This window comes from Bradyrhizobium commune (assembly GCF_015624505.1).
Taxonomy (GTDB): Bacteria; Pseudomonadota; Alphaproteobacteria; order Rhizobiales; family Xanthobacteraceae; genus Bradyrhizobium; species Bradyrhizobium commune.
This window is the reverse complement of sequence record NZ_CP061379.1, coordinates 5,055,059-5,080,613: the sequence shown is the minus strand read 5'-3', so window position 1 is coordinate 5,080,613 and position 25,555 is coordinate 5,055,059. Positions and strand designations below refer to the sequence as shown.

Annotated in this window: 25 protein-coding genes; 11 read left to right on the top strand and 14 right to left on the bottom strand. The window is 62.8% G+C overall.

The genetic code is table 11. The features are described from left to right. Window positions 1-13: 13 nt before the first annotated feature. The 3 genes from IC761_RS24035 to IC761_RS24025 all read right to left on the bottom strand — a co-directional run bounded on the left by IC761_RS24035 (window position 14) and on the right by IC761_RS24025 (window position 2,649). Complete coding sequence (locus IC761_RS24035; protein ID WP_195799104.1) at window positions 14-274, bottom strand: hypothetical protein; 261 nt, start codon at window positions 272-274, stop codon at window positions 14-16. A 264-nt stretch (window positions 275-538) separates the two neighbouring features. Further along, a complete protein-coding gene (locus IC761_RS24030) occupies window positions 539-1,720 on the bottom strand; it encodes an MFS transporter (RefSeq protein ID WP_195799103.1) in 1,182 nt (393 codons plus the stop codon). A 41-nt stretch (window positions 1,721-1,761) separates the two neighbouring features. Next, window positions 1,762-2,649 (bottom strand): alpha/beta fold hydrolase, encoded by an 888-nt coding sequence (locus IC761_RS24025; protein ID WP_195799102.1) that lies wholly within the window; start codon window positions 2,647-2,649, stop codon window positions 1,762-1,764. A 134-nt stretch (window positions 2,650-2,783) separates the two neighbouring features. On the opposite strand from IC761_RS24025, the gene IC761_RS24020 reads away from it, so the two are divergent. The 5 genes from IC761_RS24020 to IC761_RS24000 all read left to right on the top strand — a co-directional run bounded on the left by IC761_RS24020 (window position 2,784) and on the right by IC761_RS24000 (window position 6,161). Then, entirely contained in the window at window positions 2,784-3,689 is a 906-nt protein-coding gene (locus tag IC761_RS24020; RefSeq protein ID WP_195799101.1) for a LysR family transcriptional regulator, read from the top strand. 221 nt (window positions 3,690-3,910) lie between these two features. Further along, a complete protein-coding gene (locus IC761_RS24015; RefSeq protein WP_195799099.1) occupies window positions 3,911-4,096 on the top strand; it encodes a hypothetical protein in 186 nt (61 codons plus the stop codon). A 55-nt stretch (window positions 4,097-4,151) separates the two neighbouring features. Beyond that, on the top strand, window positions 4,152-4,616 hold the full coding sequence (locus IC761_RS24010; RefSeq protein WP_195799098.1) for a DUF2231 domain-containing protein: 465 nt from the start codon (window positions 4,152-4,154) through the stop codon (window positions 4,614-4,616). Continuing rightward, complete coding sequence (locus tag IC761_RS24005) at window positions 4,613-5,947, top strand: PQQ-dependent sugar dehydrogenase (protein ID WP_195799097.1); 1,335 nt, start codon at window positions 4,613-4,615, stop codon at window positions 5,945-5,947. The genes IC761_RS24010 and IC761_RS24005 overlap by 4 nt, the downstream gene beginning before the upstream one ends. Before the next feature lie 10 nt (window positions 5,948-5,957). Beyond that, window positions 5,958-6,161, top strand: a complete 204-nt coding sequence (locus tag IC761_RS24000) for a hypothetical protein (RefSeq protein WP_195799096.1) — start codon at window positions 5,958-5,960, stop codon at window positions 6,159-6,161. 64 nt (window positions 6,162-6,225) lie between these two features. On the opposite strand, the gene IC761_RS23995 is transcribed toward IC761_RS24000, so the two are convergent. Further along, complete coding sequence (locus tag IC761_RS23995) at window positions 6,226-7,152, bottom strand: alpha/beta fold hydrolase (protein WP_195804759.1); 927 nt, start codon at window positions 7,150-7,152, stop codon at window positions 6,226-6,228. 258 nt (window positions 7,153-7,410) lie between these two features. Here IC761_RS23995 and IC761_RS23990 point away from each other — a divergent pair, with 258 nt between their 5' ends. Beyond that, window positions 7,411-7,560, top strand: coding sequence for a hypothetical protein (locus tag IC761_RS23990; RefSeq protein ID WP_195799094.1), 150 nt, complete (start codon window positions 7,411-7,413; stop codon window positions 7,558-7,560). Window positions 7,561-7,883: 323 nt separating this feature from the next. Here IC761_RS23990 and IC761_RS23985 read toward each other — a convergent pair whose 3' ends face one another. Further along, entirely contained in the window at window positions 7,884-8,504 is a 621-nt protein-coding gene (locus IC761_RS23985) for a class I SAM-dependent methyltransferase (RefSeq protein ID WP_195799093.1), read from the bottom strand. A gap of 404 nt (window positions 8,505-8,908) precedes the next feature. Between IC761_RS23985 and IC761_RS23980 the strand changes: the two genes are divergently transcribed. Continuing rightward, window positions 8,909-9,256 carry a hypothetical protein gene (locus IC761_RS23980; RefSeq protein WP_195799092.1) on the top strand — a complete coding sequence of 116 codons (348 nt, stop codon included), beginning with the start codon at window positions 8,909-8,911 and terminating at the stop codon, window positions 9,254-9,256. Window positions 9,257-9,305: 49 nt separating this feature from the next. Here the strand turns inward: IC761_RS23980 and IC761_RS23975 are convergent, their stop codons facing one another. From IC761_RS23975 to IC761_RS23960, 4 genes are all read right to left on the bottom strand, one after another. Then, window positions 9,306-9,680, bottom strand: coding sequence for a VOC family protein (locus IC761_RS23975; protein WP_195799090.1), 375 nt, complete (start codon window positions 9,678-9,680; stop codon window positions 9,306-9,308). Window positions 9,681-10,150: 470 nt separating this feature from the next. Then, window positions 10,151-10,735 (bottom strand): DUF1254 domain-containing protein, encoded by a 585-nt coding sequence (locus tag IC761_RS23970; protein WP_195799089.1) that lies wholly within the window; start codon window positions 10,733-10,735, stop codon window positions 10,151-10,153. Continuing rightward, the gene (locus IC761_RS23965; protein ID WP_195799088.1) at window positions 10,732-11,310 is read right to left on the bottom strand and encodes a DUF1214 domain-containing protein; all 579 of its coding nucleotides are present in this window, start codon (window positions 11,308-11,310) and stop codon (window positions 10,732-10,734) included. The genes IC761_RS23970 and IC761_RS23965 overlap by 4 nt, the downstream gene beginning before the upstream one ends. An 8-nt stretch (window positions 11,311-11,318) precedes the next feature. Next, the gene (locus IC761_RS23960; RefSeq protein WP_195799086.1) at window positions 11,319-13,613 is read right to left on the bottom strand and encodes a transglycosylase domain-containing protein; all 2,295 of its coding nucleotides are present in this window, start codon (window positions 13,611-13,613) and stop codon (window positions 11,319-11,321) included. Between the two features lie 292 nt (window positions 13,614-13,905). On the opposite strand from IC761_RS23960, the gene IC761_RS23955 reads away from it, so the two are divergent. Together IC761_RS23955 and IC761_RS23950 are read left to right on the top strand one after the other, a co-directional pair. Next, window positions 13,906-14,421 (top strand): YcgN family cysteine cluster protein, encoded by a 516-nt coding sequence (locus IC761_RS23955; protein ID WP_195799085.1) that lies wholly within the window; start codon window positions 13,906-13,908, stop codon window positions 14,419-14,421. A gap of 185 nt (window positions 14,422-14,606) precedes the next feature. After that, entirely contained in the window at window positions 14,607-16,196 is a 1,590-nt protein-coding gene (locus IC761_RS23950) for an MDR family MFS transporter (protein WP_195799084.1), read from the top strand. A gap of 6 nt (window positions 16,197-16,202) precedes the next feature. Here the strand turns inward: IC761_RS23950 and IC761_RS23945 are convergent, their stop codons facing one another. The 3 genes from IC761_RS23945 to IC761_RS36170 all read right to left on the bottom strand — a co-directional run bounded on the left by IC761_RS23945 (window position 16,203) and on the right by IC761_RS36170 (window position 19,921). After that, window positions 16,203-17,903 carry an alpha/beta hydrolase gene (locus tag IC761_RS23945; RefSeq protein ID WP_195799083.1) on the bottom strand — a complete coding sequence of 567 codons (1,701 nt, stop codon included), beginning with the start codon at window positions 17,901-17,903 and terminating at the stop codon, window positions 16,203-16,205. Window positions 17,904-17,939: 36 nt separating this feature from the next. Beyond that, window positions 17,940-19,574: a thiamine pyrophosphate-requiring protein gene (locus IC761_RS23940; protein WP_195799082.1), complete on the bottom strand. Its 1,635-nt coding sequence runs from the start codon at window positions 19,572-19,574 to the stop codon at window positions 17,940-17,942. 122 nt (window positions 19,575-19,696) lie between these two features. Next, window positions 19,697-19,921, bottom strand: coding sequence for a hypothetical protein (locus tag IC761_RS36170; RefSeq protein WP_368367067.1), 225 nt, complete (start codon window positions 19,919-19,921; stop codon window positions 19,697-19,699). A gap of 307 nt (window positions 19,922-20,228) precedes the next feature. Here IC761_RS36170 and IC761_RS23930 point away from each other — a divergent pair, with 307 nt between their 5' ends. Both IC761_RS23930 and IC761_RS23925 read left to right on the top strand, forming a co-directional pair. Beyond that, on the top strand, window positions 20,229-20,636 hold the full coding sequence (locus IC761_RS23930) for a nuclear transport factor 2 family protein (protein WP_195799080.1): 408 nt from the start codon (window positions 20,229-20,231) through the stop codon (window positions 20,634-20,636). A gap of 233 nt (window positions 20,637-20,869) precedes the next feature. Continuing rightward, the gene (locus IC761_RS23925; RefSeq protein ID WP_195799079.1) at window positions 20,870-23,908 is read left to right on the top strand and encodes a DUF7379 domain-containing protein; all 3,039 of its coding nucleotides are present in this window, start codon (window positions 20,870-20,872) and stop codon (window positions 23,906-23,908) included. Between the two features lie 901 nt (window positions 23,909-24,809). Here the strand turns inward: IC761_RS23925 and IC761_RS23920 are convergent. Both IC761_RS23920 and IC761_RS23915 read right to left on the bottom strand, forming a co-directional pair. Beyond that, window positions 24,810-24,974 (bottom strand): Flp family type IVb pilin, encoded by a 165-nt coding sequence (locus IC761_RS23920; protein WP_195799078.1) that lies wholly within the window; start codon window positions 24,972-24,974, stop codon window positions 24,810-24,812. A gap of 199 nt (window positions 24,975-25,173) precedes the next feature. Then, window positions 25,174-25,353 carry a hypothetical protein gene (locus IC761_RS23915; protein WP_195799077.1) on the bottom strand — a complete coding sequence of 60 codons (180 nt, stop codon included), beginning with the start codon at window positions 25,351-25,353 and terminating at the stop codon, window positions 25,174-25,176. Window positions 25,354-25,555 lie beyond the last annotated feature (202 nt).

Here is a 25,555-nt window from a genome sequence, read left to right as displayed (position 1 = left end):
GGGGACGCCAGTACTACGGGAACGAGAATTCCGGCAGCGCCGTCCGGGCGATACCGGCGGAGCGATGCTCGGTGCGTGTCCGTTGATAGCTCTCGACAGCGCGGTTCGCCAGCATCAGGGGGCGGCGCTCGCCGGTGCGCAGCTGTGTCGCGATGCTCTCGATGATCAGGCGCCTCGCCGTTTCCCGGCTTTCGACTTGTCCGGACTGCTCGAGATAGTCATAGGCGATATCGAGCGAGGCGTTGACGATGGGAAGCTGGTCGGGCGTGATCATGATGCATCAACGAATTCGCCGCCGTCCTTGTTCCGATCAATGCAGAAACGCCTCGCGCAAACGACCCCGGCGCATCATAGCCGTCGAGGTCGCCAACCTTGTGGGAAGGTTTTCTCCCGGCCCCTGGGGGCTTGGGGGGCTTGGGGTGGGGGCCGAGAGCAAAGGATTCGACTCCTCGCGGGCGGCCAAGTTCCTTGAAATTTGCCGGCACCGCAAAAGAATTTCGGCGTGCCGGTCCGCGTCGGCTCAAGCTTGTTCTTGCAGCTAAGCCGGCACGCTACAGATCGTGCTCCGGCTCTTCTCGGCGGCGGCGATGCGCATGGTCGCGAGTTCGGCGATGATGAAGGCCAACACTGCGAGGCCCGCGCCGACAAAGCCGAGATAATGAGCGCCGACGAGGGGAATGGCCACAGCGCCGATCAGGCCCGCCGCCGACATGCCGAAGAACGAGCCGGCGGTATTGAGTCCCAGCAGCACCGGGGCGATCGACGGCGCCAGCGCGACGAGGCGATATTGCTGCGGCACCAGCAGGCCCCAACCGGCGGCGCCCCAGATGAAGACGACGGGCACGGCGGTCCACAGGCTGGCGCTGGTCCACGGCATCGAGGCGCTGACGATGGCGAGCACGCCGAGCGTCGACAGGATCACCATGCGCGAGCCGATGCGGTCGATGAGCCGGCCGAAGACGAGGTTTGCGACCGTGCCGCCCGCGCCCCAGAGCACGAGGAGGCCGCCAAGCACGAGCGCGTCATTGCCGATCGCGCGGTCGAAGGCGACCGCGAAATAGGTGTAAACCGTGAAGATGCCGCTGAGATTGATCAAGGTCGTCGCAAGCGTCAGCAGGATCCGGGAGTCGGCCAGCGGCGCGAGGCGCTTCGACAGCGAGACCGCCGGCGGCAGCGGCACCTCGGTCAGGAACGCCCAGACACCGAGGCCGGCGGCGGTGCCGAGCGCCGCGACGAACAGCATCGTGTAGCGCCAGTCACCAAGACCGCCGATCACAGCGCCGGCGGGCGATCCCAGTGCCGTCGACAGCGTCAGGCCGGCGACGACGATGGAGAGCGCGTAGCCGCGCCGCTCCGGCGGCACCAGCATGGCCGCGGAGCCGGTGGCGGTCGGCGAGAACATCGCGGCGCCGATGCCGGCGAGCGCCCGCGTCAGCAGCGCGATGGTGAAGGTCGGAGAGATCGCCGTCGCAAGGTTCGCGAGCACGAACATCGCAGCGCCAGCGATCAGCATGGTCTTGCGTGAGACGCCGGCCGCGACCGCGGCAATGGTCGGCGACAGCAATGCGAATGTGACGGAGTAGATCGTTGTCATCTGCCCGGCCGCGCCGACGCTGACATCGAAATAGCGGGCGATTTCGGGCAGCACGCCGGCGACGACAAAACTGTCGGTGCCGAGCGCGAACATGCCTATGGAGAGGACGAGAAGGCGACGGTCCATCGTGGTTGTCCTTGATCTGCGGTCTGGATTGCTTGTGCCGCTCAGGCGACAGCGGTCTTGGCGTCGCTACCGGGCGCGAACCGCGCCTTGATCTCGCAGGCGACCTGCGCAACATTTTCGTCGAGCACGAAATGCCCGCTATCGAGCCACACCAGTTTTGCGTCCGGGAGATCGTTGAGGTAGGCGCGGGCGCCCGGCGGGATGAAGAACGGATCGTGCTTGCCCCAGATGATCAACGTCTTCGGCTGGTGCTTGCGGAACGCGGCCTGCCAGTCCGGATAGAGCGCGATGTTGGTCTTGTAGTTCTCGAGCAAATCGACCTGGTAATCCTGCGTGCCGGGGCGATCGAGCAGCGCCTGGTCGAGGATCCAGTTGTCCGGATTGATGGCTTCGGGATTCTTCGCGCCCACGAGCCAATGGAATTTGGTCCCCTCGATGCCGACGAAGTCGCGCGCCGGCTTCTCCGTTCCGGCGTTGCGGTTCTCCCACAGCGGCAGCAGGACCTTCTTGGGAGCATCGCCGACGCCGTCCAGATAGGCATTGGCATTCTGGATGATGAAGCCCTTCACGAGATCGGGGCGCTGCGCGAACAGGCGGAAGCCGACCGGCCCGCCATAGTCCTGCATGTAGAGGATGCAGGAGGTCAGACCGAGCACATCGACGAGGCCTGCGATGTGCGCCGTGAGGTTATCGAACGTGTAGGTGAACTCCTCGCGAGACGGCGCGTCCGAATGGCCGAAGCCGATGTAGTCGGGCGCGATGAGGTGGAAGCGGTCGGCTAGGGCCGGCATCAGCTCACGGAACATCTGGCTGGAGGTCGGCAGGCCGTGGAGCAGCAGGATGGTCTGGGCGGCGGGATCGCCGGCCTCGCGGTAAAACACCTTGCGGCCGTTCACGGTGGCCGTGCGGTGATAGGTTTGATGGGTCATGGGGCTTCCCTTTTTGGCGATCGGCCCGTCGGCGATGCGTTGCCGTTCTGCCGTCGCGTCTGTTTTGGGGCCTTCCAGCGTTGCCCGGAAGTTGCTAAGACCGAGAGGAGCCCTCTCGTCTTATGGAAGGCCTTATGGATCGGCTGGAGGCCATGACCGTGCTGCTCGCGGCGGTGGAGAGCGGCAGCCTGTCCAAGGCGAGCCGCGAGCTGCGGCTCCCGCTGGCAACCGTCAGCCGGAAGGTCGCAGAGCTGGAAGCGCATCTGAAGGCGACGCTGCTGATCCGCTCGGCCAAGGGCCTGGAGCTGACGCCGGCCGGGCGGTCCTACGTCACCTCAGCAAAATCGATCCTCGAGCAACTGTCCGAGGCCGAGCGCATGGCATCCGGCGAATACAGCGAGCCGAAGGGCGACCTCGTCGTCACCGCACCCATCATGTTCGGCAGGATGCATGTGCTGCCGATCGTCACGCGCTTCCTGGAGGCCTTTCCCGAAGTATCCGTTGGTCTTGTCCTGACCGACCGCATCGCGCATTTCCTCGAAGACCAGGTCGACGTCGCCTTGCGCCTCGGCCCGCTGCCGGACAGCAATCTGATCGCGACGCGCGTCGGAGAGGTCCGGCACGTCATCTGCGCCAGCCCGGACTATCTCGCCGCCAGCGGAATTCCCGTGACGCTCGCTGACCTCGAAATGCATCGCCTGGTCTCGTTCCAGAGCGTGTCTGCCCTGAGCACGTGGACATTCGAGCGCGATGGCGCCGAGAAAACCGTCTCGTTCCGGTCGCGCTTGAGCGTCAACACGATCGACGCGGCCATCGATGCCGCGCTCGCGGGCGCGGGCCTGGTTCGCGCGGTGTCGTATCAGATCGCCGGGCATGTCCGCGCCGGACGTCTTGCCGTGGTGCTCGAAGCGTTCGAGCCGCAGCTTCGTCCGGTGCATCTCGTCTACGATACGCAAAGCCGCCTGCCGCTCAAGCTCCGCGCCTTCGTCGACTTCGTCGTTCCGCGCCTGCGCGAGCGGGTCGCGCAGGCGAGGCTTTAGCGCAGGCCGACGGGACAGCGCACAGATCGGCATGATGTTGCGCCCGCTCATGCGGTGAGAGCCGATCGGCAACGTTCCTCGGCTCTTCGCAACAAGGGAGTTCACGCCCGTTTGAGGTTCCCCAATCGTTCAGCCGAGCCGTCGTTAGGAACGCGGTGATCTCTGATGAATTGCCCTTGTGACACGATCAATCGTGACACAGGCAACAGAGGGAGATCGATATGAGCGTTAAGGGTGAAATCAAGGAAGGCGCCGGCTATATCAAGGAAGAGATCAACGAGCACGGCAAGTCCGCGGAAAGTCAACGCAAGGCCCAGGAAGGCCGCGATCTGCGCAATGAAGGTCGTGTCGAAGACGGCAAGGCGCCGAAGACCACGAAGCCGGGCACCGGTCATCCGGAGAAGTGAGTGAATGTTGCCGTCTCGTCAACGCGAGGCGGCATCGTTCCTTGGAGAAACGTGAATGAGCAATGTCTCTTCCGGGGCAGTCCGTCCGACGTCCACCGCGGAGATTGCGGGCCATCCAATCCATCCGATGTTGGTGCCGATACCGATCGCGTGCTTCGTCGGGGCATTACTGACCGACATTGCCTATGTCGTCACCGCCGAGATCATGTGGGCTGATTTCTCCGCTTGGCTTCTAGTCGCTGGCGTCTTCTTCGGCCTGCTGGCGGCCATCGCGGGCCTGTTTGATTTCCTGGGCAACCGGCTGGTGCGGATGCAAGCGCCGGCATGGCCGCATCTGATCGGCAATGCAGTCGCGCTGATCCTGGCGATCTTCAATGCGGCGATCCATACGCGTGACGCCTGGACGTCGGTGTGGCCGGTAGGGCTCGTTCTTTCCGCACTCACCGTGCTGATCTTGCCGGTTACGGGTTGGCTCGGCTGGGCTTTGGTCTACCGCCACGGTGTGGGAGTTGCGCGATGATGTCCAAACTGACCCGCGCACTGCTGTGCTCTTCGCTATTATGTCTCGCCGGTTGTGATGACGGGAGTGGCGATCCCAAGGCGCAGATCGGCGCCAATCCGAAATTGCCCGACATCCAGCAATATCTGCTGCCGCCGATGCACATCGCCCGCATCGTCGGCTGGAAGAAGGACGAGACGCCGACGGTTGCGCAGGGCTTGCAGGCCAAGGCCTTCGCGACCGGATTGCAGCATCCGCGCTCGCTGTATGTACTTCCCAATGGCGACGTGCTGGTGGTGGAATCCAAGGCGCCGAAGGCTGCTGCGATCAAGCGCCCCAAGGAGATCGTGATGGGCTTCATCGAGTCCTGGGCGACCTCCGGCGGCGACACCGGTGAGAGCAACCGTATCACGCTCCTGCGCGATACCAATGGCGACGGCGTGCCGGATACGCAAAGCGTCTTCCTCGACCATCTCAACTCGCCGTTCGGTGTCGCGCTCGTCGGCAACGATCTCTACGTCGCCAATACCGACGCGATCGTGCGATATCCCTACTCGGAGGGCGACACCAAGATCACCGCGCCGGGCACGGTGCTCACGCCGCTGCCGGGCGGCCCGATCGACCACCATTGGACCAAGAGCCTGGTTGCGAGCCCCGATGGTTCGAAGCTGTATGCCGGCGTCGGCTCGAACAGCAACATCACCGAGAACGGGATGGAGGCCGAGCACAATCGCGCCGACATCCTCGAAGTCGATCGCGCCAGTGGCCGCTGGCGGATCTTTGCCAGCGGGTTGCGCAATCCGAACGGCCTCAGCTTCGAGCCGCAGAGCGGCGCGTTGTGGACGGTGGTGAACGAACGCGACGAACTCGGCCCCGATCTCGTGCCCGACTACATGACGTCAGTGAAAGACGGCGGCTTCTATGGCTGGCCCTACAGCTATTACGGTCAGCACGTCGATCCCCGCGTCAAGCCGCAGCGGCCGGACCTCGTCGCCAGGGCGATCGTGCCCGATTACGCCCTGAGCTCGCATGTCGCGCCGCTCGGGCTCGCCTTCTCCGCCGGCAGCGGCCTGCCGGGCGCCTATCGCAGCGGCGCCTTTGTCGGTGAGCACGGCAGTTGGAATCGCCAGGTGCTGAACGGCTACAAGGTCGTTTACGTACCCTTTGCGGACGGCAAGCCGAGCGGGCCAGCGCAGGACGTCGTCACCGGCTTCCTCAACAGCAACGGCCAGGCGCGCGGCCGTCCGGTCGGCGTCGCCATCGACAAGACCGGCGCGCTGCTGATCGCCGACGACAGCGGCAACACGGTGTGGCGGGTGAACGCCGCGCAATCGCAGGTCACGCAGCGATAGGAGATGGACAATGGGCCTTGCTCAATACGCGATCGTACCGGTGCATGACGAGTGGGGCGTGCTGCATGACGGCGACGTCAAAAGCAAATATGCCACGAAGGAAGCGGCGTTCGAGTCGGCGGTCGCCGCCGCATCCTTGGCGCTGCGCCAGGGGCATGAGGTCCACGTCAGTGTACCCGGTCGCCAAATCGGCGAGTCTGCGCTGGGCAGCTGAGGGCGAACCGCCCGTCCACTTGACCAGGCTGACGGAAGCGCAGAGCGCCGCGGAAATATGAATTTCACGCGACTCGCGCTGCGATCGCACTCGCCTGGTGCGCATGCTTGTCGATGGCGTCGATGATTTGCGGCCACATCCTTATCGGTAGCGCGTGCCCCATGCCCGCAACCAACATCAGTTTAGCCCCCGGAATTGACGCTGCGGTATCCTGAGCGGCCTTCGGGTCAACCAAAGGATCGGCGGTGCCATGAATCACCAGGGTCGGAGCCTTGACCGTGCGCAGAAGCTCCTTGCGGCTGCCCGATGCGAGGACGGCCCGGATCTGCCTGTCGACGCCGACCGGATTGACACCCCGATCATACACAAGTTCGGCGCGGGAACGATCGAGAGCTTCATCTTCGGGGAAGCGGCCGGCCCGGAGCACTTTCCACATCCGCTTGAAGCGCGCGATGAATTTCTCGCGGTCCGTGGGTTGCGGGTCACTCAGCAAGGCAATGGCCTTGGCACTCGGCTGCGGCAAATCGGGATTGCCTGTGGTTGACGAGATTGAAATCAGCGACCGAACCCGTTTTGGGAACGCAATCGCAATCTCCTGGGCAATCATGCCGCCCATGGACGCACCAACGATATGAGCCGATCGAATGCCGAGCACGTCCATCAGCGCGATGGTATCGCGTGCCATGTCTCGCAATGTATACGAGGCAGCCGGCGGCATGTGCAGGACAAGGGCCTTGAGCGCTTCCCACCACGTCAGCCGTTTGCCCGGAAGTTTGGAAGATTTGCCGCTGTCGCGGTTGTCAAATCGGACGACGCGAAATCCGCGCGCGGCAAGCCGCACACAAAAGGCGTCGTCCCATTGGACCATCTGGCCTGCAAGGCCCATGATCAGCACCAGCGGCTCGGACTGAGCATCGCCGAAGGTGTCGTAACAGATGTCGATACCGTTTGCCTTCGCGATCCGCGGCGGATTGTGGGCGACCGTCACCAGGCTATCCCGTAAGTTGACCCGAAACACTATTGAATGCTCCGGGCGCTTACATTGTTCCTCATGCAGTCGGCGTGAATGACGCGATAGGAACTCTGGGTGAAGATTCTCGTTCGAGCTGAATGCTTAAACGATTCCTCAGCATTTTCAGACGCCCAACCCCGCAAGAGGTTGCGCGTGATCTGCTGCGGGACTTGCTGGCGAACCTCGATCAAATCCGCTGACGCTCCTTATAGGAAGCGCGGCCCCTTGGAGGCAGCTATGGGACTCGAAGCCGTCTACTTCGTTGGCGCTCTGATCCTCCTGACAGCGCTTATTTACGGCACCCTGACTTGGCGTTATCGAAATCGCGCCGCTGATCGGATGGCGGAACAGATCGTGCGCGAACGCTATAGGCACGACCAAACCTGACTAGAAACCGCTCTTCTCTCGGGTCGGCTGCATCTCGTCATCCTTGTCCGTGTCAGGTTGCTTGGGTATGCCAGGTTGCCTGGGCATATGACCCGACTCCTGTGCGCGTTCCTTGTCGGCAGGCTGTTCTTGCCCCTTGTCGTCAGTCAGGATTCCGTGACCGGTTTTGTTTCTAGACATCCTCAGTCTCCTTCGCAGGCAAACGGCTGATGAGCTGGGACGTTCCTGAGAAAACGAGGCTCCGGCGCAAGCTCGAAAGTCATGGCGTGCAGAACCTGCGGTCCAGTTTCACGCCACCCGAGCACTGTCAGGCCCGCAACGGCTCAGCGACAACGGCGAAACACGCTGAATTGAAACGATTGATCCGATTTCCAGGGCGTGGAATGGACATCGAGTCGGGCATCGACAAGCTCAAATGCTCGCCCGAAGGTTAGCCCGAGGCTCTGCGAGTCGTATCGCATCACCGGCAGGCCGCTGCATTTCTCAGGACCGTCGAGCGAAAACGTCGCGATGATGGCGTGCCCTCCTGTTTTCACGCCCCGCTGGAGCCGCTCAATGTATGCCGCGCGGTCGCGCTCCTCTGTCAGGAAATGGAATGCCGCACGGTCGTGCCAGATGTCGTAGGCCCTCTCGGGCTCCCAGATCGTCGCGTCAGCCGCGATCCAATGAACGCGGTCGGCACGTGCGCCAAGGCGCCCCTTCGCGGTCCGCAGCGCGGCCTCCGCGAGGTCGAGCACCGTGACATCACGACAACCGCGATCGACGAGGCGATCGACAAGTCGCGAGGCGCCCCCTCCGATGTCGATGACGGACGAATCCGTGACCGCGCCAAGCTTTTCGATCAGCTCAAGCGAGAGAATCGGGCTTGCCTGAAACCAGCTGACCTCTCTTTCACCCTTCCTGCTGTAGACGTCTTGCCAATGGGTTTGACGGCTCTCGGTCATAGCTCTTCCTCCATCCGGTCCCGCGAAAAAGAAACATGGCCCACCGAACAGTCCATGACAATAAGGTGCTGGCCCGCCTTCAGTCGTCGTTCCGGCCGCCAACATGAAAACACCCGTGGCGGATTGCTCCGCGCGGGTGTGACGAACTTTCGACGATGCCATGCTGCCAGTGTTTTGCCCGACGAATCAAAGGCGAGCCCCGATCCGCGATCTGCGACACTCCACCGCGTCGGTCGTCAGCCTCCAGTCAGCTTCTCGCGCTAGCATTTGGAAAACGAGAAGCGGACGTGCTGGGCTGGCCTCAACTCTGCCCCGGGAGCGGGCCAACGGCGGCAGCGCAAGCGGCTGGAAGTCCGGCAGTGAGGGGACTAATCTCCTCATCAAACGACCTCAGGGAGGCTCCGATGTTTTGGCGCCACTGCCTGCTGGCTTTCCTGCTATGTCAGGGATCGATCGTTCAAGCTGCTTCTATGAACAAGCAGGACCCCTGGGACGCGCACCATATTTCCGATCTGCCTCCGGAGATCCGGCAATACATCGCCGGGCTTTGCAAGGGGCCGGCCGCAGCGCAGCATGATTTTGCGACCTACAACCCGCAGGAACATCGCTGGCGGATCAACATCGAATATCTCAATTGTGAAGGGCTTGCCCGCGATTTCCGCGAGGGCAATCAGTGCCTCGATGTCGACTTCGTTGAAGTCGGATCGCATTACCGTCTGGCTCGCAAGACTTACGCAGCCTGTGGTTTCTGACGGAAGAGACTTGCGGAAGTCGGCTAAGGGCAGACGCGGGCCGTCGAGATCAACCTCCTTTCAATGGTTGGCCGCACACAAGCCTGTGCCCGTCTATTGTGGTTACGACGATCTCACGCATTCCGTAGTGAGTATCTTTGGGAACAGAGCAGGTCGCTCCTCGCGCCGCAAATTCTGCGTGCAAACCATCGACATCATCGACATCCAGATAGCCAAACCAATTGTGAGAACCAAGCGCGCTCGGATGGATGTCGGCCGGGCACTGGCCCAACATGATCCGCACGCCGCCCCGTTCGGCCAGTCGCCAATCCGTTGCATCCTCCCAACCGATTTCGAAGCCAAGCACGTCGTGAAAATACTGAGAGCTTCGGTTGATGTCGGGAACAGCGAGCACAAAGGCCCAAGGCGCCATCCTTGAATGCATGTGGGCTCCCCTTCGAGTTTATCGATCCGCAATTTGGTATTCTGGAGCTCCCTTCACTCGCAATCAAGCGATGCCGGAGTTGTCCGCCCGAATGCAGGCGCTTCGCGAATCCAGCCAGGCCAGCCCTCCAAATCCAATTCTGAATTCGCTGGCAAAGCGGCCTTGATGACCGCGGCGGACGACGATGGTTCCTTGATCATGGCATTCTTGCTCCAACATGAAAAAACCCGCGACGGATTGCTCCGCGCGGGTGTGACGAACTTTCGACGATGCCATTCTGCCAGTGTTTTGCCCGACGAGTCAAGTCTATTTCGATAAAACAGAAATTTTGCCGTGGACTCGGTTCTTCACAGGCAATGCGCAAGCGATCAGGGTGAGCGTTAAATTAGTCCAACGGTTTCAACACCCCAGCTACTGTGCATGGGGTTGTTTTTCAGTTTTTGTCTTGAGCTGCCGGAAACCGCCGCGTGTCACCGCCGCCCGCGCGGCGCTTCCGCCTTGGCCGGTGCATCCGTCTGCGGCGCACAGGTCGCGGCCGCGAGCGAGGCCTGCGCCTGCGGCATCAGGCCGGGCTCGGCGGCCAGCGCCTTCATCACGACCAGGCCGGTCTGGGTCGGGGAATCGATGATCAGGCGGTCGGCGGCGGTGACCTCTTCGTCCTCGGGCAGCTCGTTGTGCTGCGCTTCGGTCATGAGGTCGAGCTCGATCACCTTCTTGCCGGCCGAGCGGTCGTTGATGGCGTAATAGGCGATCTCGTTGCGGGTGTAAAAGGACAGCGAGGTGTAGGCCTGGCTCACCGGGACCTTGAGTTTCAGCGGCCCTCCGGAAAGATCATAGCGGCAGATCGCGAGCGCAAAGGCCGGGTCCATGAACGGCATCGGCGAGGTGTTGGGATCGGCCAGCGGAAGCTGCGTGACGCCGTTGAGCTTGGTCATCGGCGTCAGCCGCGAATAGGCGTCCTGCGTCGCGATCCGCGGCAGTGCCAGCACGCTGACGAGATGGACCACGAGGCCGAGCACCACACCGGCCAGAATCGTGAATGCGAGCCGGATCATGAGCAGCCCACCGTCGAGATCGTGGGCATCGGCGCGTCGCGCTGGGTGCGCGTCGCAACGCCGACAGGGGTGTCGTAGAGCCGCAGCATCAGCGCGTAGCGCTCGATGCCGCCGGTCGGCAGCCAGTTGCCGGCGCGCGAGCGCGATGCGATGCGGATCTCGAACGTGCCGTCGGACTGGCGGATGATCTCCTGGCTGGTGAAGCCGTAGCGTTGCAGCGAGTTGGCGACGAGATGGCCCTTGCGGTCGTAGAGCGTCAGCGTCCAGAACCGCGCCGGCGGCGTCACGCCGGAGACCACCACGTCGCAGCGGCCGTCGAGCGCCTTCTTCTTGTCGTCGGCGGTCGCGGTGAAGGCGACGCCGTCGCCGGTGCCGATCGGCAGCTCGCCGTTGCGCACGATGGTGGCGCGCGAATAGGGATCGACGTCGGCGGTGCCGGTGCGCGGGCGCGCCGTCCAGGGGCCGATGGTCAGCGCGCCGATCTCGGTGCCGCGCGTCGTCGTCATCCAGGTCGCGCCGACGCCGACCACGCCCGCGAGCAACAGAGCCGTCAATGTGATCAGGATCAGCCGCACGGGTCTTGTCAGTTCTTGCGCGGGGTGGATGCGTTCGCGTTGTCTTCCGCCGCGTAGTTCTGCGGGAAGGCGAGCGCGCTCGACGCCGAGGCCGGCTTGGCCGGCTTCGTCGTGTCGTCGGTGGCCGACTTGGTCGCGGTCTTGGCGGCGTCATCAAGCAGCTTCTCGACGCGCACCAGAATGTCGGCACCGCGCTTGGTCAGCACGGGCGGCGGACCGGGCTTGGTCTCCAGCACCTTCGGTGCCGCATTGGCCTGCGCGTTGGCAACGCGTTCAGGTGGCAGCTTCTGGCCCATGCCGATGCCGGCGATCTCCCGCACCTCGACGCCCTGATGCGCCGCGACCATGATGTCGTGCCAGGTCTGCGCCGGCAGCGAGCCGCCGGTCATGCGGTTGGTCGGCGAATAGTCGTCATTGCCGTACCAGACCGCGCAGGTGAAATTGCCGGTGTAGCCGACGAACCAGGCGTCGCGATAAGCATTCGTCGTGCCGGTCTTGCCCGCGGTCGGAATGCCGTCGAGCGCGGCGCGGCGCGCGGTGCCTTCGCTGACGACGTGGCTCATCATGCCGGCCATGTCGGCGGCGATGTTGGCAGGAATGGCCTGCCGCGGCTTCGGTCCGTCGCGGTCCCAGCGCCAGACCAGATCGCCGGCGCCGGTGCGCACCTCCAGCACCGAATGCGGCGTCACCGATTTGCCGCGGTTCGGGAACGTCGCATAGGCCACCGCATGCTCGATCACGGTGACTTCGTCCGAGCCGATCGGCAGCGACGGCGTGTCGGGCAGGGGAGCCTTGATGCCGAAGCGGCGCGCGACCTCGACGATCTTGGCGCGGCCGATCTTGGCCGGGTTCGGCGCCTTCGGCTGCTCCTTCTGGCCGATCGCGATCGACAGCTTGACCGGCACGACGTTGATCGAGCGCGTGATCGCCTGCGTCAGCGTCACCGCGCCGGAATAGGAATGGCCATAGTTCTGCGGACACCAATTGCCGATGCAGACCGGGCCGTCGACCACGACCGAGTTCGGCGTGAAACCGTTCAAGAGCGCGGTGGTGTAGACGTAGGGCTTGAACGACGAGCCGGGCTGGCGATAGGCGTCGACCGCGCGGTTGAACTGGCTCGCGCCGTAATCGCGGCCGCCGACCATGGCGCGGATGCCGCCGTCGAGATCGGACACGACGGTCGCGGCTTGGGTGGCGTGATAGTCGCGGCCGAACTGGCGCAGCTGGTTCTCGATCGCGTCTTCCGCGGCCTTCTGCACATTGGTGTCGATCGCAAGCCGCACCACGAAGACGCGCTCGGTGTAGGATTTCGGGAAGGTGTCGACCAGCTTGCGCATCTCGTCGAAGGCGTAGTCGAGATAATAGTTCGGCGAAGCCTCGTCGCGGCGGTCGACGGCGAAGGCCGGGTTGCGGCGGGCGCCGAACACCTGGCCCTCGGTCATGAAGCCGGCGTCGACGAGATTGTCGAGCACGACGTTGGCGCGGGCACGCGCGGCGGGCAGGTTGATGTGCGGCGCGTATTTGGTCGGCGCCTTGAACAGGCCGGCGAGCATGGCGGCTTCGGCCAAGGTCACGTCGCGCGCGGATTTGTTGAAGTAGAAATGCGCCGCGCCGTCGACGCCAAAAGTGCCGCCGCCCATATAGGCGCGGTCGAGATAGAGTTTTAAAATCTCGTTCTTGGTGAGACGCCATTCCAGCCAGACCGCGAGGAAGGCCTCGTTGATCTTGCGCTCGATGGTGCGCTCGTTGCTCAGGAACAGGTTTTTCGCGAGCTGTTGCGTGATCGAGGAGCCGCCCTGGCGAACGCCGCCGGCCTGCGCGTTGGTGACGAGCGCGCGGGCGGTGCCGGCGATGTCGATGCCGAAATGGTCGTAGAAGCGGCGGTCTTCGGTCGCAAGCGTCGCCTTGATCAGCACGTCCGGAAAATCTTCCAGCGGGATCGAGTCGTTGTGCTTGATGCCGCGGCTGCCGATCGGATTGCCGTAACGGTCGAGGAAGGTCACCGCGAGGTCGGACTTCTTCAGCCAGTCCTCGTCCGCGGTCTCGCGGAAGGCGGGGATCGCAAGCGTCAGCAGCAGCACCAGGCCGCCGAGTCCGATGGTCGCAGCCTCCGACAGCGGCTCGATGAACACCCAGCGCTTCCACCGCCCCACATAGAAGCGATCCATGAAGGTCGAGTAGCGCTCGTAGAGCTCGCGGATGCCCTTGGCCGACGAGAACAGCGAGGAGTCGATGCGCGCGTCGAGGTCCAGAAAGAAATTCCGGACGCGGCTCTTCCAGTTGGATGGTGTGTTCTGGACCACCTAGAACCCTTGAGGCTCGGTTCGAAAGCGTTCAAGCACCCGGCCGGGGCGGCACCGAGACGTCTTGCGGGAATGTTGCGGCAAACCCAAGGCGCCCGGCGCGCGACCGTTGGGGACTTGCTGTTCTTCTAGCCGAGTGGGGACTATAAACCAATGGTCAGGCTCGCCATTTTGAACAACAGACCTAATTGAACCCCGGTTCATTACGGGCCTTGTCAGGGCGTTGCTTGCAGCGCCATCAGGCCCGCCGTAGATGACATCAGCCGTAGCTCTTTCGAGACGTGTCGAACGCATGACCGCAGCTCCCAAACGCCCCTCAGACCAGGATGGATTCTTCTGGAAAACCAAGACGTTGGAAGAGATGTCGGACGCCGAATGGGAGAGCCTGTGCGACGGCTGTGGCCGCTGCTGTCTGAACAAGCTCGAAGATGAGGATACCGGCGACATCTATTTCACCCATGTCGGCTGCAAGCTGCTCGATGGGGCGAGCTGCGCCTGCAAGGACTACCCGAATCGCTCCGACAAGGTTCCGGACTGCGTCCGCCTGACGCCCGCCAATGTCCGGACCCTGAACTGGCTGCCGCCGAGCTGCGGCTACAAGCTCGTCGCCGAGGGCAGAGACCTCTATTGGTGGCATCCCTTGGTCTCCGGCGATCCCAACACCGTGCACGAGGCCGGCGTCTCCGTACGCGGCCGGGTCGAGGGCAGCGAGCGGGACATCCCGGACGAGGAGCTCGAGCACCACATCGTGCAATGGCCGGGGCAGCTGCCGAAGCGGGCACGCCTGAAGCGCCGTCCCAAGGATTGAAAACGGACTGATCGGGACTGATCCGCCCGCACTCTCAGATCACGTCTTCGGGATGACCCCGCGGCGGGATGCACCCATGCGCCGCGGTGCCTGCCTGAGAAGAAGTTTGCTGTCTAGATTGGGTTTATAGAACGAATCCTTCGCGGCTTTGCGCCGCAACCAAGACGACGTCTGACACGCCCGAAATGAACAAGATCGCACGGCAGAGCAGCCAAACTGCCGATATCCAGACTTTGCCCGATGACATCGCCGAGGAATTGACCCGCCTTCCGGGCGAGGTCATGAGCGTCGATGACGCTCCCTCCCTCGCGCCGCCCGCGCCATTGTCGAAGGACGAGGTGCGGACCATCGTGATCAGCCTGATGCTGACGATGTTTTTGGCCGCGCTCGACCAGACCATCGTCGCCACTGCGCTGCCGACCATCGGACGCCAGTTCCAGGATGTCTCGAACCTGTCCTGGGTGATCACCGCTTATCTGCTCGCCTCGACCGCGGTCGCGCCGGTGTTCGGGACGCTGAGCGACATCTATGGCCGCAAGGTCATGATCATCGTCTCGCTGAGCCTGTTCGTCGCGGGCTCGGTGCTGTGCGCGGTCGCGCCGAGCATGCCGATGCTGATTCTCGCGCGCGGCCTTCAGGGCCTCGGCGGCGGCGGCATCATGCCGGTGGTGCAGACCGTGATCTCCGATGTCGTGAGCGCGCGCGAGCGCGGCCAGTACCAGGCCTATTTCTCCAGTGTGTGGATGGTCGGCGGCATTCTCGGCCCGGTGATCGGCGGCGTGTTCGCCGAGCATCTGCACTGGTCGATGATCTTCTGGATCAACCTTCCGCTCACCGCCGCAGCACTTGCGCTGCTGTTGCCGAAGATGAAGAAGATCCCAGTGTTCCACCGCAAGCGCAAGGTCGACTGGCTCGGCGGCGTGCTGCTGATGGCCTCTGCCGTCGTCTTCATGCTGGTGCTGACCTGGGGCGGCACGCGCTACAAATGGCTGTCGCCGACCGTGCTGTCGATGGTGGGCGCCGCCGTCGCGCTCGTCGTTGCCTTCGTATGGCACGCGCGCCGCGCCGACGAGCCGTTCCTGCCGCTGCCGCTGCTCTCGGGCTCGGTCGCGCCGTTCGCGCTGACCGCCGGTGGCTGCGCGCTCGGAGCGATGACCGGCCTTACCGTGCAGCTGCCGCTCTACTATGAGTCGGTCTACCACCTCACCGCCAGCGAGGCGGGGCTTGCGCTTATTCCGCTTGCGGCGGTCTCGACCATAGGTGCGGCCATCGCCGGCCGCACCATGGCGCGCGCCAAGCATTACAAGCGCGTCGCCATTGTCGGCACATCCTGGGCCGCGATCTGCGCGCTCGGCCTCACGCTGACGGCCTTGCCGCTATGGGGGCTGTTGACGCTGATGGCCGCGTTCGCGCTCGGCCTCGGCACGACCTTCCCGGTCTGCGTGGTCTCGCTCCAGAACTCGGTCGCGCGTCCGCAGGTCGGCACCATCACCGGGGCGATGAACTTCTTCCGCTCGCTGATGTCTTCGTTCATGGTCGCAGCGTTTGCCGCGATCCTGCTGATCGCGCTCGGTGCCGACATTCCGCTCGCCGGTGAACATCATGCTGCCGGCGCCATCCCGGCGATCCCGGTCGAAGATATGCGGCATGCGTTCCGCTACGTCTTTGGCGCCGCCACCGCGTTGATGACCACCGCCTCGCTCTGCCTGATCATGATGGAGGAACGGCCGCTGGCCGGTCCGTCCGTCACGCAGCCGGTCGAGATGGCGGAGTAGCGACCGCTAGCCGCCGCGGTCTGGATCGTCGTCGGCATCGCCTGTGTTCGCCTTCCGCGCCTTCGTCGCAAGCTGCTCCCTGAGTCGCGCTAGCGCCTCGGCAGACCAGTCATGGACATCGGTCACCGCGACCCAGCCATCGACATAGTGCTCGGGCGCGTAGACATGGCCAAAGCCCATCGGCGTATTGGTCGCAACCGCCATGTCGAGCGCGAGCTGCAGCATCGTGACGACGGGATACCATCGCAGCTCCGGCGACACGTCCGGCCCGCGTGGCGCCGTCATCCAGGCCGGGGCCTGATAGGCGTCGCGATAGGCGAAGAAGGTGATCGCGTCGCTGGCATATTGCAGATAGACGACGCGCATTGGGCCCCAGGGCGCATCTGGAGATACCGTCGGCCCGTTCTGGTTCATGAAGCGCACGAAGCGGCCGTCGCGGAATTCGGGAAGCCAGGCCGGCGATCCCGGATTGCGGTTCGCGGTGATCGAGCGCCAGTTGCGGCTCTCGAACGGCGGCCCGCTCCACAGCGCGCCGGCGATTGGATCGCCGATCGTCTCGAACAGCTCGGCGGATTTTTCCGAGTTCAGCGCGCCGAGACTGAGCCCGTGCAAATACAGTTTTGGCCGTCTGTCGTTCGGCAGCGTCGTCCAGTAGCCGTAGATCTCCGCAAACAACGCGCGCGCCGCCTCTGCGCCGTATTCGGGCTGAAACAGCAGCGACAGCGGGCTGTTGAGATAGGAATACTGCATCGCGACGCTCGCGACGTCGCCATGGTGGAGATATTCGACCGTATCCATCGCGGACGGATCGATCCAGCCGGTGCCGGTCGGTGTGATCACGATCAGGACTTTGCGGTCAAAACCGTGCTGGCGCTTGAGCTCGTCGAGCGCAAGCCGGGCGCGCGCCTGCGCCGTGTCGCGGCTGGCGAGGCCCACATAGACCCGCACGGGGTCGCGGGCGGGCCGTCCTGTGACGGCGCCGATCTCGGCTGCGGTCGGGCCTGAGGCAATGAAGCGGCGGCCCATGCGCCCGAGCTCTTTCCACTTCACCAGCGACGCCTGGCTTCCCGTCCGGTCGGACGCGGTCGGCTGCGGCCGCTCGGGCTCGAGCAGAACATCGAGCTCGCGGAAGGAGGAGTCGAGCGCGTTGAACGCCGTGCGGATCAGGACATTGCTGGCGATCGACCAGAACAGCAGGCCTGCAGCCAGTACGCCGAGGACGTTCGCGACCTTCCGCGGAATGACGCGCCGTGTGCGCGTTGCGAGGAAGCGGGCGACAAGAGCGAACAGCCGCCCCAGCACCAGCAGCACGACGAACGAGACTAGCGCGATGACACAGACCTTGAACGGATGCGCCGTCTCGACCGGCGCCATCTTCATCACGGCGCGGATCGAGTTCTGCCATTCGGCGGTACGCCAGAGGAAGACGATGACGACGAGCAGGCAGACGACGGCGGCAAGTGCATTCGCCATCGATCTCGCGCGTGCTGAAGGCTCGGGCAGCTCGAGATAGTGCCACAGCCGGCGCCACAGCACACCGGCGAGGTAGCCGATCGCAAAGCAGCCGCCGGTGAGGACACCTTGCGTGAGATAGCTGCGCGGGACCAGCGTCGGCGTCAGCGCGGCCGCGAAAAACAGCGCGCCCAGCATGAGGCCGACGCCGGACAGCGAAAGGAGTTGACGCCGAATGAGCCGCGCCAGATTCATGAAAGCACCTTCCGCCCGCTATCCTCTGGGGGCCGCTCAGGTCCCCGGCCGCGAGACCTCGGTTTCCTTGCTGGTGATGAACTCCAGCAGCACCGGCGTGCCCTCTTTGGTCTTCTGGATGCCGCGCTTGATCGCGGGCACGATGTCCTCCGGCCTCGTCACCCGCTCGCCATAGCCGCCGAAGGCGCGCGCCATCGCGGCATAGTCGCCGGAAATGTCGGTCGAGCGATACTTTTCGGTCGAGATCGGCATCACCTTCAACTCGATCGCCATCGAGAAATTGTTGAGCAGGATCGATAGGATCGGGATGCGCTCGCGCACCGCGGTCTCGAAATCCATTCCCGTGAAGCCGATCGCCGCATCGCCCCAGACATTGATGCAGAGCTTGTCGGGCTTTGCGAGTTTTGCGCCCATCGCAAGCCCCAGGCCATAGCCGAGCTGTGTCGTCTTGCCCCAACCGAGATAGGACAGCGGCTCGACCGCCCTCCAGAACGGCGAGATCTGGTCGCGCGGGCTGCCGGCATCATGGGTGATGATGGTGTTGTTGATGTCGACGGTGTTCTGGAGGTCCCACAGCACACGATAAGGATTGAGCGGCGCATCATTGCTGGTGAGTTTTGGCATCCACTTGGCAAGCCATTCCTTGTGGGACGCGGCAATCTCGGCGGCGACCGCGGAGGCATCGCGATCAGACGTGACGGTTTTGCCGATCTCCTCCAGCAGCGCATCGAGCACGAGCCCGGCATCGCCGACCAGGCCGATCTTCGTCTCGACGTCCTTGTTGAGATGGCTCGGATCGAGCGTCGAATGAATGATGGTCTTGCCCTTCGGCATGGCGATGCCAAAGCTGGTCTCGGTGAAGGAGCAGCCGATGCCGAAGATGACGTCGGCCTCGCCAAGAAACATCGGTACCGCGCGCGGCACTGCGAGGCCGCCGGAGCCGAGCGACAGCGGATGCGTTTCCGGAAACGACGACTTGCCGCCGAGGCTGGTGGTGACGGGAATGGCCAGTCGCTCGGCGAGGCGTTTGAGCTGCGGCCACGCCTGCGCGTAGTGCACGCCCTGGCCGGCATAGATCACCGGCCGCTTGGCGGTGACGAGGATAGCGGCGGCTTCCTTCACGTGCACGGGGTCGGCGCCATAGCGGGTGCGCAGCACCGGCGTGTAGTTCAGCGGCTCCGGCACCTCCTCATTCCACATGTCGGCGGGAATTTCCACGATCACCGGCCCGCCGCGGCCGTTCTTCAGCTTTGTAAACGCGCGTCGAAAGATGTTGGCGACCTCGGCGGCGAGAATGATCGGCTCGGAGGATTTCGAGAACGGTTTCATCGCCTCGCTGGAATTGAAGTTCGGCTCGATATGCGAAAGCCTGCGCTGATAGCCCATCGGCAGCACCAGCACAGGCACGGATTCGCCAAAGCATTGCGCGACGCCGCCCATCGCGTTCTCCGCGCCCGGCCCATGCTGCATGCAGAACGCGCCGATCGTGCGTCCCGACGTCACCCGCGAGATCGCGTCCGCCATATGGATGCCGACGCGCTCCTGCCGCACCATCACGGGGCGGATCTCGGCTTTTGCCGCGTGCTCGATCAGATGATTGACGGGATAACCGCAGAGGATCTCGATCCCCTCGCGCCGCATGATTTCCGCAATGGCGGTGCCAAGCTTCATGGCGTCTCTCTCCCTGGCATGGCCGGTTGATCCGGCTGATTGATGAGAGAGGATCAGGATTTTGGCGATGCGTAAAGCACGGGCTCGCTGCGTTGTGGTAGGTCAGGTATGCGGCGAGGCTTCTACTTGCAGATCTTGCAGATCGTCAGCTTGCGTTTCAGCGCCTCATCCTCTTGATCGACGCCATTTGTATCCGGATTGGGCTTGGCGCCTTTTGCCGCGCGAGACCTCGCGGCAGGCAGCGTCTGATCGGGCGTGTCGTTGTCTTCGCCGGCGCCGACACTGAAGCCGTCATAGTCGGTGGCCGCATTTGGCGGCGGCAGAGGCGGGAGGGTGTCGTTCGCCACCGATGGCGGCTCGCCATTGTGCCTTGCCGAGGGTTTGGAATTTTTGGTGCCTGCTTGAGGTGGCGATACCTTTGGAGCGTTGCTCGACGGAGGAGCAAGCGAAACCGGCGGCGCGCCCGAAGTCTGTGCACTCGCGCTGTCCTGCGACCAGAGCGCAGCAAGTGCAAAACTGAATGCAAGGAGTGTCGCGCTTTTCATTCGCATCTTTCGGGGGCTCGCGAGATTTCTCGGTGTGAGGTCTGCATTTCGGCAGGAGATTTGCAGTGTAGCCTAAAATCGCGAGCTGGATCTCAATTTTGGAGGTGACATGGCCGACAATGTGCGCGCTCTTTTCGATCGTTGGGAACGGGTCTGGCATGAAGGCCAATACGATCTGATCCCAGACTGCGTGGGACCACATTACATTCGTCACGATGAGAAGGGCGACCGGTCCGTGACGCGAGACGAATACGCGGCAGAATTGCGGGCCGTACACACAGACCGGCCTGGAATCAGGGTCGTCGTCTATGATCACTCTTTCACGTCGGATCGTGCGTGGTTCCGCTTCACTTTTGTCTGGCCGGATCAGACGACCGGCGAGACGCGCAGCCGCGCCGGTATGCAGGCCTATCGTATCGAGGACGGCAAGCTTGCGGAGACCTGGATCACGATGCTTGGTCTTGGCGCCTGTTGGGCTGACGAGCCCCAGGAGCGATGGACGCTTCGCAAGGGATGAGAGGACAGCCGCCCGAATTTCGCCGCGCGCTCCATCCGGGCTACGTTCTTGCGTCGGCCAGAAATCCTATCAACCCGTCGCCAAGCGCCTGCGGATTCTCCTCCGCGATCCAATGTGCGGGTCTCGGCACGCGCTAACGCGATAGCGGCCGTAGCCCGAACTTCTCCTCAGCCTACAACCGGATTTGCTGTTTGGGGCTTCTCACGTTGTGGTAGTGTAAATGGGCCTCATACTTGACTGACGATATTGCGGAGCAGAGCGAAGGCGAGACTCCAATGAGAAAGTTGGTGCTATTCATCCATGGTCTTGGCGGAACGGCAAACGGTACCTGGCAAAGGTTTCCCGAATTAATACGCGAGGATACAGAGCTTAAGGAGCTGTATGATGTAAGGACGTTTGAATACAGCAGCGGGGCGATTGGATCGAAACCCTCGCTTGCGATCTGCTCAGTTAGTTTAAAGACCGAGATCGAAACCCGCTATGCGGAGTATTCTGACATAGCCCTGATCGCACACAGTCAGGGAGGCCTTGTAGCGCGGTACTATATCGCAGAGAGATTGAACAGCAGTCAGCCGTTGCGTGTGAGCCGTTTGTTGACTTTTGCTACACCGCATCAAGGCTCCGGCTTCGCCACCCTGCTGAAGCATATACCTCTAACCAGCAAGCAAGCCGAGGACCTGGATCCCAATTCCGAGTTTTTGCACTCCCTTGGCGTCGCGTGGGGACAAGCGAAGGCCGACAGGCGGGTCATCACCGAATATGTTGGAGCAGCGGACGACGCCATTGTGGGGGCGGTAAGCGCTATGGGGCCTTGGAGCCCGAGTTATCAGGTTGTCGGCGGCGTTGGCCACCGCGCTATTGTCAAGCCGGCAACTTCTGGCTGCACCAGCTTTCTAATCTTGAAGAAATTCTTGCTGGTAGAGGGTATTCCGCCGGGCGGTGTCGAGGCAGACTATCGGGCACCGTTGCTGCGCCTTAATCACGTCAATCCCGGGCACATCACACGCTTTATATACAGCGCTCGCGTGCTGCCGTTCTTCGGGCGCGAGACAGAGGTCGGTTTTTTACTGGATTTCCTGGGTAACCTAGAGCAGCGGTTTCGTTGGATGGTGATCCACGGCTCTGGAGGAGTCGGAAAAAGCCGAATGGCACTAGAGCTTTGTCTAGCTATCCATAGTGAGTGGCACGCCGGGTTTCTATCTCAAGATGGACAGGAGCCCGATTGGGGTCGATGGCAGCCGCTAATGCCGACGCTCATCGTGATCGATTACGCGGCCCGCGACACAGATCGTGTAGGCCGAATTCTTCGGGCGGTGGCTGGGCGAAGCATGGCCGACGGCACATTGAAGCTTGCCGCGCCGGTACGTGTTCTCCTCGTCGAACGCTCGGGCGAGGGTGATTGGCTCGACAAGATAGTAGGGATTGGAACGACAAGAGCGCAGGTCAACGCTGACCGCTTCCCTAATTTGCATCTGGTGGCTATTTCTGATCCTTGGCCTATTTTCGAGTTTGTATTCCAGCAGGCTGGAAAAGCTTTGCCGGAAAAGAGCCGAACGCTGGGGGCTCTTAGTCAGATCGACGGGGAGCGCCGCGCGCTGTTTGCGTATTTTATCGCTGATGCCATCGTTGCAGGCCACGATATCCGTCATTTTGACGCTGACCGCTTGCTCGACCAAGTCATCGATCGTGATCGCCAAGCATACTGGAAGCCGGCAGGAATGACGGCCAAGGAAGAGCGGCTTTTGGCCTTGGCAACAATGTTGGGAGGGCTGCGTGTTGGAGCGCTGTCGCTCCTTGCGGAGAAGTTGCTTCCATCTTGGGATGTTGACCGCCATCCGATGATGTTTCTCGCGATGACGGGTAGGGAGTCCGGTGAAGATATTGCGCCTTTGGAGCCGGACATCGTCGGTGAGCATTTCGCGCTGGGTTGCCTCGCTCAGAGCAATCTCTCGAATGAAGATCGCGCTCGATTCTGCGGACTCGCATGGCGATCCAACCCGCTTGGCATGGCACAGTTTGTGCTGTTAGCGCATCGCGATCTCCCCGGCCACGAGATGCTTCGTTGGGTGCGAAAACGTCCATTGGCGGAACGGAAACCCCAATTGGCCTGGTCAATGGCCGCCGTCAATCTGATGAGCACCCTCCCGTTGCGCGATCCAGCAGGTGCGCGGGCCTTGTTGGAGGATATGCACGATCTGGCGACGGAGAATGGCGGTGCACAGTTCTGGGAATTTTGGGCCAAGGCTGCCGTCAATCTAACTATTGACCTGAGAGTACGCGATCCGGCTGCAGCGCGAGCCTTGCTGGACGATATAGGCAGTGTGGCTGTGCGTCGTGACGAGTCCGCGCTCTGGGTGCAATGGGCCATGGCAACCGTCAATCTGGCCCAGGTTTTGGGAGCACGAGACCCCGCTACTGCGCGCCGGTTGCTGGACGACCTGGGCGACGTGGCAGCGCGGCGTGACGAAGCCTCGCTCTGGGAGTTTTGGGCTATGGCCGCCGTCTGGTTGACGGATGGATCAAGCGATCTTGTCGCAGCGCGGTCCTTGTTAGACGACGTGCGCAACGTAGCGAAGGAGCGTGGCGGTGCACGGCTCTGGGAACAATTTGCCAGGGCCGCCTTCCGTCTAATAACTAACCTCCGATTATACGATGTGCTCGCGGCGCGCGCCTTGCTGGATGAGATGCGCGGCCTAGCGGAACACCGAGACGAAGCCCCACTTTGGAAACTTTGGGCTCAGGCTGCGTACAATCTGGTGCACGACAGCGGGCCGCTTGATCCGGGCGCGGCGCAAGCTTTGCTGGACGATATGCGCAGTGTCGCAGCGCAACGTAACGACGCTGCGATCTGGGAACAGTGGGGTGATGCTTGCATCAATTTCACCCGGGGACTTGGATCAAGCGATCTAGCGGCGACACGAGCGCTGCTCATAGAGATTTGGCACGCTGCTGTGCTACGTGACGACGCTCAGCTCTGGGACTCGTGGGCCCAGACCGCAGTGAATCTGGGATATTATTTTGGATCGCAGGACCCTCACATGGCGCGGGTTCTGTTATCCGACATGCGCGGCGTGGCGGCTCAGCGTGATGAGATCGTGCTCTGGAAGTGGTGGGCCAAGGCAGCCTTCAATCTAAGAGCTAACGTTGAATCGAGTGATCCGGCTATGGCAGCGGATTTGTCGGAAGAGATAGTTCGCACGCTTGAACCACTAGGTCATCGATTGTTTGGTTCGCGAGAGGACGTCGAGTCGTCGGAGACGGTTGGGAGTTAGGTGCCGACTCCTCGGATGTCGTTCATTGCATATTGAATAAAGGTACCGCAGAACCAGACCACGGCTACGTGACTGTGACCGAATTTCGCTCGCTCCGTCCGGGCTACAATCCCTTGTGCTGCCCAACGGGCAAAACACGCAAGCCGCGGGTCAATCGGCCGCCGTCAAAATATTCGTATTTACAGAAATTCTGTTTTACCGTATGTGTCGCGTCACCTCGGCTCGCCACAAGGGGCGTTTCGCGACCGTCACGGGACGCGGGCAGGGGTGCGGTGGCCGCGACGGCGTCGGCGCGCGAGGTTGGTTGCAGGGCGGGAGACCGTGAGCAGCCACAGGCGCGATACGACACGGCGCTGACAGCATCTCCGTTCGGCCGCGATGGTGAGCGCACGCCAGCCGTCGCGGATGAAAGAGTGGGGATGTGCGCGGACGGAGAAGTCGTGTGGTCCTGACGCCCGGGGTCTGTGCGTCAAGTCATGCGGTGATGTGGCGGCCCGACCGGGCACGCGCGTCAGCCATCTGCATGGCGACGGGGGCAATAGTGCATCGCTCCCCGGGGAGAGCACGAAGGACACCGTTAAAACCATCCGCGCAGGGAAGGCCGGGATGTCCCGGCGTCACCTGTGGTCCACCCGTGCGCGTTTGATCGCACACGGGATCTCGGGTGCCAGCCGGCGCCCGGCCTTCCCTGCGCCCTTGTCTCGATGAGGGCGAGAGCAAAGCGCAAAACTCGGGCGAGAGCCGCGGGAGCGCGGAGGTGTGTCCGCTGTTTGAAAAGTGAGTGGAAGAACGGCACCGTCGCCCGCACGCCGTCATGCGAGCGCAGCGAAGCAATCCAGAATCCTTTCCGCGGAAAGACTCCGGATTGCTTCGCTGCGCTCGCGATGGGGAGATTGCGGCGTTACTTCATCGCCGAGCTGATGGAGTTGAACTTGTTGTTGAGGAGCGCGCTGCCTGTGCTCTGCACGATCGTGACGATCGCAAGTGCGATGCCGGCGGCAATCAGACCGTACTCGATCGCGGTGGCGCCGTTCTCATCGGCAAGGAAAGACCTGAGCAAAGTCATCGCCAACTCCTCATCATTCGGTCCAATGTATGCTCGGCTCATTATCAAAATGGTAAATTGATCGACTAGGTTTTACGCGCGTCAAACGTGCAGGCTCGGCGAACCTCGCCTGATGCGTCATAAGGTAACACCCGTTAAACTATGGTTTCTCGAACCCCTTCAAGTGGACACAAACCGTCAGTCTCTCCAGCGCGCCGTCTCAGCGCGCGATGGGCCCCGGTGTGCCCTTGTGACGCCCCTTCAGCGCGTCTGCGAGGCGTCCGAGCAGATAGGCAATGACGTGGGGCTGCGACCGCAGTGCCGTGTCGGCGGTCTGCTCGTCCTCGCTCGTGTCGTTCACGAGACCGATATAGTTCTTCCGGACTTCCTGCTTCTGCACGGGCGCGCCGTTCTTGGCTCAATCGATGGCGCGACCATGCTGCGCGCAAGGGGAATCGATCGTTAATTTTATCTCCCGTATGAATACCCGGGGCAGCATGATGGTGCGGTCGCGCCGGAGATGGCGGCCCCGCTTAACGGATTGTTGAGGCTGTCTGTCGACGGGCCGCCCGATCGATGGGGGAGGCATCGCGGCGGTCGAT